Source organism: Streptomyces sp. adm13(2018) (assembly GCF_008042145.1).
GTDB lineage: Bacteria > Actinomycetota > Actinomycetes > Streptomycetales > Streptomycetaceae > Streptomyces.
In genome coordinates, this window is record NZ_RDBH01000141.1 from 318,643 (window position 1) to 326,145 (window position 7,503).

The following is a 7,503-nucleotide window of genomic DNA, read 5'->3' on the forward strand; positions in this document are numbered from 1 at the left end:
GGGGAACCGTACGGGGGTACGGGGATGACGACGCGGGGCGTACGGGCTGGGGGGCCCGTACGGCCCGCGTCGTGCTGTTCCGGGCCGTCAGCTCGCGGCGGGGGTGCGGTGGCGGCCCGCCGCCGCTGCCGCGAGGCGGCCGAGGGCCTCCGGCCTGGCGCACGGGTGGGCGCCCAGTTCCGTCTGGCGGGCGACGATGGACCGCTCCGCGCGCATCAGGCGCCAGCCGCGGCGCAGCAGGAACGGGACCGACTTGCGGCCCTCGCGCAGGTCGCGGGCGAGCCGGCGGCGGAAGGTCGTCGAGGGGCGGCCGCGCAGGCAGAGCGCGTCGGCGAGGACGTCGAGCTCACGGCAGCGGGCCACGATCTCGGCCGCGAAGATCCCCTCCGCCACGAACAGCGGGGTGCGGCCGATGTCCAGTCGCTCGCGGTCGATCCGGGAGCTGGTGGCGAGGTCGTACACGGGGACGTCGGTCCGGCCGGTGCGGCACAGTTCGACGATGGCGGCGACGGCGGTGTCCGCGTCCCAGGACGCGGGGGAGTCCCAGTCGATGTCCGCGCTCCCCGCGACGAGGGGGAGGGTCGGGTCGTCGGCCTCCTTGTAGAAGTCGTCGAGGCGCAGCACGGGGAGGCCGGCTGTGGCGGCGAGGGACGACTTGCCGGAGCCTGAGGGGCCCGCGAGCAGGACCACACGGGTCGGGATCGATGAGGAACTCACGGGACACCAGTGTGAAGCATTCCCCCGTGCAGGGGACCCCCGAGGAAGCCCGTTGGTATCGAGCATCACACCTCAACTACTGTCGGTGTGCGACCGATCACCCCGTGGAAAGCTCGGAAGGACCATCATGGCGCGTCACGCAGAACCCCGGAGCCCCCGCCGCAGCGCCCTGCTCGCGGCAGGCCTCGGCATCACGGCGGCGGGCGCGGCGGTGCTCGGCGCCGGTGCGTCGGCGCAGGCCGCGGCACCCGTTCCCCTGCCGGTCGACTCGCTGACCCGGACGGACGCGACCGCGGCCGGTGCGGGCGTACTGGCCGGCGTCACCCACGGGCTCGGGCCGCTGACCCGGCTGCAGCTCGACCCGCTGGCCAACACCGGGGTCGACCCGCTCGACAACGGGCTCGGGACCCAGATCGCCGACTTCAAGCCGGTCGGCACCCACCTGGTCACCGACCACATCACGAAGGGCGGGGCCGTGGCCGACCTGCCGGTGGCCGGTCCGCTGACGCAGGGGCTCCTCTCGTAACGGCGCCCGCCCGGGCCGCCGGGAGGCGCAGGGCATGACGACGGCCCCCGGGTGATCCCGGGGGCCGTCGTCATGCCGCTACGAGCCCGCTGGCACGGTGCTAGTACGAGGAGCCGCTCGCGCCCAGCGAACCCGTCGGGTGCCAGACCGTCTTCGTCTCCAGGAACGCCGTCATGCGGTCCGTGCCCGGGGACTCCGTGAAGTCCTCGGTCCGCGGGCGCAGGACGCGCTTCAGGTTGTCCGCCGCCGCGATCTCCAGCTCGCGCGCGAGGTCGCCCTCGGTCGCGCCCGTCAGGTCGATCGCGTTGACGTCCTGGTGGGCCGCCAGGTGCGGGCCCATCTCGGCGGCCTTGCCGGAGAGGATGTTGACCACGCCGCCGGGCAGGTCGGAGGTGGCGAGCACCTCGCCCAGCGAGAGAGCGGGGAGCGGCGACTTCTCCGAGGCGATGACGACCGCCGTGTTGCCCGTGGCGATCACCGGGGCGATCACCGAGACCAGGCCCAGGAAGGACGAGTCCTGGGGCGCCACGACCGTGACGACACCGGTCGGCTCGGGCGTGGAGAGGTTGAAGTACGGGCCGGCGACCGGGTTGGCGCCGCCCACGACCTGGGCGATCTTGTCGGTCCAGCCCGCGTACCAGACCCAGCGGTCGATCGCCGCGTCGACGACCGCCGCCGCCTTCGACTTCGACAGGCCCTCCGCGTCGGCGACCTCGCGGACGAACTGGTCCCGGCGGCCCTCCAGCATCTCGGCCACGCGGTAGAGGATCTGGCCGCGGTTGTACGCGGTCGCGCCCGCCCAGCCGCCGAACGCCTTGCGCGCGGCGACGACCGCGTCACGGGCGTCCTTGCGGGAGGAGAGCGGCGCGTTCGCCAGCCAGTTGCCCTTGGAGTCGCTCACCTCGTACACCCGGCCGCTCTCGGAGCGGGGGAACTTGCCCCCGACGTACAGCTTGTAGGTCTTGAAGACGCTCAGGCGCCCGGTGGCGGAGCCGCCCTTGTCGACACTGCGATCAGACATCGAGGTAGGCCTCCAGACCGTGACGGCCGCCCTCGCGGCCGAAGCCCGACTCCTTGTAACCGCCGAACGGCGAGGTCGGGTCGAACTTGTTGAACGTGTTGGCCCAGACGACACCGGCGCGGAGCTTGTTGGCCACCGCGAGGATGCGGGAGCCCTTCTCCGACCAGATGCCCGCCGACAGGCCGTACTGGCTGTTGTTGGCCTTCGCCACGGCCTCGTCGGGCGTACGGAAGGTCAGCACGGACAGGACCGGGCCGAAGATCTCGTCGCGGGCGACCGTGTGCGCCTGGGTGACGTTCGTGAAGAGCGTCGGGGCGAACCAGTAGCCGGCGTCCGGGAGGTCGCAGGCGGCGGTCCAGCGCTCGGCGCCCTCCGCCTCGCCCTGCTCCACCAGCGAGGTGATCCGCGCCAGCTGCTCCGAGGAGTTGATGGCGCCGATGTCGGTGTTCTTGTCCAGCGGGTCGCCGAGGCGGAGGGTGCTCAGGCGGCGCTTGAGGCTGTCGAGCAGCTCGTCCTGGATCGACTCCTGGACGAGGAGGCGCGAGCCCGCGCAGCAGACCTGGCCCTGGTTGAAGAAGATGCCGTTGACGATGCCCTCGACGGCCTGGTCGATCGGGGCGTCGTCGAAGACGATGTTGGCGCCCTTGCCGCCCAGCTCCAGGGTGACCTTCTTGTCCGTACCGGCGATCGACCGCGCGATGGCCTTGCCGACCGCGGTGGAACCGGTGAAGGCGACCTTGTTCACGTCGGGGTGCTCGACCAGCGCGGCGCCCGTGTCCCCGTAGCCGGGAAGGATGTTGACGACGCCCTTCGGCAGCCCGGCCTGGCGGCAGATGTCTGCGAAGAACAGGGCGGTCAGCGGGGTCGTCTCGGCCGGCTTGAGGACGACCGTGTTGCCGGTCGCGAGCGCCGGGGCGATCTTCCACGCCAGCATGAGCAGCGGGAAGTTCCACGGGATGACCTGGCCGGCCACGCCCAGCGGGCGCGGGTTGCGGCCGTAGCCGGCGTGGTCGAGCTTGTCGGCCCAGCCCGCGTAGTAGAAGAAGTGCGCGGCGACCAGCGGGAGGTCCGCGTCGCGCGTCTCCTTGATCGGCTTGCCGTTGTCCAGGGTCTCCAGGACGGCCAGCTCGCGGCTGCGCTCCTGGATGATCCGGGCGATGCGGAAGAGGTACTTGGCGCGCTCGGAGCCGGGCAGCGCCGACCACTTCTCGAAGGCCTTGCGGGCCGCCTTCACCGCGCGGTCCACGTCCTCGGCGCCCGCCTGGGCGATCTCGGAGAGGACCTCCTCGGTGGCGGGGGAGACGGTCTTGAAGACCTTGCCGTCGGCCGCCTCGACGAACTCGCCGTCGATGAACAGGCCGTAGCTGGGGGCGATGTCGACGACGGACCGGGACTCGGGCGCCGGTGCGTACTCGAATGCAGATGCCATGTTGATCAGTCCACCGTCACGTAATCGGGGCCGGAGTAGCGGCCGGTCGCCAGCTTCTGGCGCTGCATCAGCAGGTCGTTGAGCAGGCTGGAGGCGCCGAAGCGGAACCAGTGGTTGTCCAGCCAGTCCTCGCCCACGGTCTCGTTGACGAGAACCAGGAACTTGATCGCTTCCTTGGTGTTGCGGATGCCGCCGGCCGGCTTCACGCCGATCTGCACACCGGTCTGCGCGCGGAAGTCGCGCACGGCCTCCAGCATGAGCAGGGTGTTGGCCGGGGTGGCGTTGACCGCGACCTTGCCGGTCGAGGTCTTGATGAAGTCCGCGCCGGCCATCATGCCGAGCCAGGAGGCGCGGCGGATGTTGTCGTACGTGGACAGCTCGCCGGTCTCGAAGATCACCTTGAGGCGGGCGCGGTCGCCGCACTCCGCCTTGATCGCGGCGATCTGCTCGAAGACCTCCAGGTAGCGGCCGGCCAGGAAGGCGCCCCGGTCGATGACCATGTCGATCTCGTCGGCGCCCGCGGCGATGGCGTCCGCCGTGTCGGCCAGCTTCACGGGGAGCGCGGCCCGGCCGGCCGGGAAGGCGGTGGCGACCGAGGCGACCTTGACGTCCGAGCCCGCGAGGGTGGCCTTGGCGGTGGCCACCATGTCCGGATAGACACAGACGGCGGCGGTCGTCGGGGTCGTGCGGTCGGTCGGATCGGGGCGGACGGCCTTGGCGGCGAGCGCCCGGACCTTGCCCGGGGTGTCCGCGCCTTCGAGCGTCGTCAGGTCGATCATGGAGATGGCCAGGTCGATGGCGTACGCCTTGGACGTGGTCTTGATCGAGCGGGTGCCGAGGGACGCGGCGCGCGCCTCCAGGCCGACGGCGTCGACGCCGGGCAGCCCGTGGAGGAAACGGCGCAGCGCACCGTCGGACGCGGTCACGTCGGCGAATGCGGATGCTGCGGATGCAGTGGTGGGCATGGTCACCAGTCGAGCATATCTACGCGCGTAGCGACCTGTACAGGGGAGCGGCTCCGCAGAGCGCGAGGTCACAGCGGGCGGGCGGCGTGGTGGGGTGCCCCCGGTCGCGGACGCCGACCGGATCGGCTGGTACGGCAAGGGCGTCCGCGGCGGCGAACCGGCCGACGGCCACCGCGACGACGCATCATTCTCTACGCGGACCTCGTGGCCACGCGGGGCGCCTGAGCCCCCACCGGGCCCCTGAGGCACAATCGGCCCCATGACGACCCCCGAGCCGACCCCCGAGCCCAGCCACGAGCCGAGCCGCGAGTCGACCCCCGACCAGCCGTCCGCCGGGAAGAAGCCCGCGCCGCGGAAGGCCGCCGGGCAGAAGTCCGCCGGGCGGGAGTCCGCCGGGACCGAGTCCGCCGACCGCGTCTTCCGGTCGCCCCTCGGGATCGCGAGCGGGGTGTTCCTGCTGGTCCTCGCCGCCGTGTTCGCCGGCGACGTGCTGTTCCGCGGGGAGGGCCGCTCGCCCTGGATCGCGCTCGCGGGCCTCCTCCTCGCCGCGCCGCTGATCGTCGCCTTCACGATCCGGCCCGCCGTGTACGCCAACGACGACCGGCTCCGGATCCGCAACCCGTTCCGGTCGATCACGCTGCCCTGGGCGACGGTCGCCGACGTCCGCGCCGGCTACTCCAGCGAGGTCTTCACCCAGGACGGCGCCAAGTACCAGCTGTGGGCCGTTCCCGTCTCGCTGCGGCAGCGCAAGAGGGCGGCCCGCCGGGCCTCCCGCGCCTCCCAGGACGACCCGCACGGCCGTACCTCGGTCACCGCCGACGTACGGGACAGCGCCTCGCGCACCGCGCCCACCGACCAGACCGTCGCCGACCTCCGCGAGCTCGCCGAGCGCCGGGCCGGCGCCCCGGGCGCGCAGGGCGAGACCCGGGTGCGCTGGGCGTACGAGATCGTGGCCCCCGCGGCGGCCGGCCTGCTGCTCCTGGCGATCCTCCTCGCGACGGGCTGACCCTGCTCGCGAGGGACTGACTCCGCTCGCGACGGGCTGACCCCCGCGCGGGACGGCCGGGGGGCCGGTACGGGAACTCCGTACCGGCCCCCCGGCCGTGCTGTGTGCGTACCGGCCCCCCGGCCGTGGCGCGTACCGTCCCGGCCCCCCGGGTCGTCCCGCGCGGGTCGGATCAGAGTCCCGCCGCCGCCGACAGGTCCCGCTTGATCGCGACCAGGACCTCGTGGGCCGTCGCCCGCGCCGGGGTGAGGTCGTCCGCCGCGGCGACCGGGACCACGACCTCCAGGTAGCACTTGAGCTTGGGCTCCGTGCCGCTCGGGCGGACGATCACCCGGGCCTTGTACTCGCCCTCCAGGTGGTAGCGCAGCCCGTCCGTCGGGGGCAGCGACTCGGTGCCCTTCGTCAGGTCCTCCGCCGACACCACGGTCAGCCCGGCGAGCGAGACCGGCGGCCGCTCGCGCAGCGCCGCCATGGCGTTGGCGATGATGCCGAGGTCCTCGACCCGCACCGACAGCTGGTCCGTGGCGTGCAGTCCGTGCTCCACCGCCAGGTCGTCGAGCAGGTCGGTCAGCGTCCGGCCCTGCTCCTTGAGCACCGAGGCCAGCTCGGTGACGAGCAGCGCCGCCGTGATGCCGTCCTTGTCGCGGACGCCCTCGGGGTCGACGCAGTAGCCGAGCGCCTCCTCGTAGCCGTACCGCAGGCCCTCGACGCGGGCGATCCACTTGAAGCCGGTCAGCGTCTCCTCGTAGCCGACGCCCGCGGCCTCCGCGATCCGGCCCAGCAGCGAGGACGAGACGATCGACTCGGCGAAGACGCCGGTGGCGCCCTTGCGCACCAGGTGCGCGGCGAGCAGCGCGCCGACCTCGTCGCCGCGGAGCATGCGCCAGCCGCCCACCACGGTCGCGTCGGGCACGGCCACGGCGCAGCGGTCGGCGTCCGGGTCGTTGGCGATGACCAGGTCGGGGTCCACGGCGCGGGCCGCCTCGAAGGCGAGGTCCATGGCGCCCGGCTCCTCCGGGTTCGGGAAGGCGACCGTCGGGAACGCCGGGTCGGGCTCGGCCTGGGCGGCGACGAGCGCGGGCGGCGGGAAGCCGGCCCGTGCGAAGGCGGCCGTCAGGACGTCCTTGCCGACGCCGTGCATGGCCGTGTAGACGGTCCGCGCGGTGCGGGGGGAGCCGGTGGTGAGGACGGCGTCCGTGCGCTCCAGGTAGGCGTCGAGGACCTCGTCGCCGAGGGTCTCCCAGCCGCTCTCCGGGCGGGGCACGTCGTGCAGCGAGCGGACGGCGTCGATCTCGGCGGCGATCTCCGCGTCGGCGGGCGGCACGATCTGCGAGCCGTCGCCCAGGTAGACCTTGTAGCCGTTGTCGCGCGGCGGGTTGTGGCTCGCGGTCACCTCGACACCGGCGACGGCGCCCAGATGCCTTATGGCGTACGCGAGGACGGGCGTCGGCAGCGGGCGGGGGAGGAGCGCGGCGCGCAGGCCGGCGCCGGTCATCACGGCGGCGGTGTCGCGCGCGAAGTCGGCGGACTTGTAGCGGGCGTCGTAGCCGATCACGACGAGGCCGCCCTCCTGGCCCTTGGCCTTCAGGTAGGCGGCGAGGCCGGCGGCGGCGCGGATGACGACGGAGCGGTTCATCCGCATGGGTCCGGCGCCCAGCTCGCCGCGGAGCCCGGCGGTGCCGAACTGGAGGGTGCCGGCGAAGCGGGCGGCGAGCTCGTCGGTCGCGCCGCCGTCGAGCAGCGCGGCCAGCTCGTCACGGGTCTCCGGGTCGGGGTCCTCGGCGAGCCAGGCCTGGGCCCGGGTGAGGAGGTCGTCCTGCGTCACGGTGTGCCTTTCGG

General features: G+C 73.2%; 7 protein-coding genes. 2 read left to right on the plus strand and 5 right to left on the minus strand.

Annotation, left to right across the window (positions count from 1 at the left end):
* Positions 1-87: 87 nt before the first annotated feature.
* Positions 88-783: a uridine kinase gene (locus tag EAO70_RS29515; RefSeq protein WP_148005900.1), complete on the minus strand. Its 696-nt coding sequence runs from the start codon at positions 781-783 to the stop codon at positions 88-90.
* Between the two features lie 61 nt (positions 784-844).
* On the opposite strand from EAO70_RS29515, the gene EAO70_RS29520 reads away from it, so the two are divergent.
* Entirely contained in the window at positions 845-1,243 is a 399-nt protein-coding gene (locus tag EAO70_RS29520) for a hypothetical protein (protein ID WP_148005901.1), read from the plus strand.
* A 100-nt stretch (positions 1,244-1,343) separates the two neighbouring features.
* Here EAO70_RS29520 and EAO70_RS29525 read toward each other — a convergent pair whose 3' ends face one another.
* The 3 genes from EAO70_RS29525 to deoC are packed head-to-tail and all read right to left on the minus strand — an operon-like array spanning position 1,344 to position 4,658.
* The gene (locus EAO70_RS29525) at positions 1,344-2,264 is read right to left on the minus strand and encodes an aldehyde dehydrogenase family protein (protein ID WP_148005902.1); all 921 of its coding nucleotides are present in this window, start codon (positions 2,262-2,264) and stop codon (positions 1,344-1,346) included.
* Positions 2,257-3,693 carry an aldehyde dehydrogenase family protein gene (locus EAO70_RS29530; protein ID WP_148005903.1) on the minus strand — a complete coding sequence of 479 codons (1,437 nt, stop codon included), beginning with the start codon at positions 3,691-3,693 and terminating at the stop codon, positions 2,257-2,259. Before EAO70_RS29530 ends, EAO70_RS29525 begins: the two co-directional genes overlap by 8 nt.
* A gap of 5 nt (positions 3,694-3,698) precedes the next feature.
* Positions 3,699-4,658 (minus strand): deoxyribose-phosphate aldolase, encoded by a 960-nt coding sequence (gene deoC / locus EAO70_RS29535; RefSeq protein WP_148005904.1) that lies wholly within the window; start codon positions 4,656-4,658, stop codon positions 3,699-3,701.
* Positions 4,659-4,917: 259 nt separating this feature from the next.
* Between deoC and EAO70_RS29540 the strand changes: the two genes are divergently transcribed.
* Positions 4,918-5,664, plus strand: coding sequence for a PH domain-containing protein (locus tag EAO70_RS29540; RefSeq protein ID WP_148005905.1), 747 nt, complete (start codon positions 4,918-4,920; stop codon positions 5,662-5,664).
* A gap of 172 nt (positions 5,665-5,836) precedes the next feature.
* Here the strand turns inward: EAO70_RS29540 and EAO70_RS29545 are convergent, their stop codons facing one another.
* Positions 5,837-7,489 (minus strand): phospho-sugar mutase, encoded by a 1,653-nt coding sequence (locus EAO70_RS29545; RefSeq protein ID WP_148005906.1) that lies wholly within the window; start codon positions 7,487-7,489, stop codon positions 5,837-5,839.
* Positions 7,490-7,503: the final 14 nt, after the last annotated feature.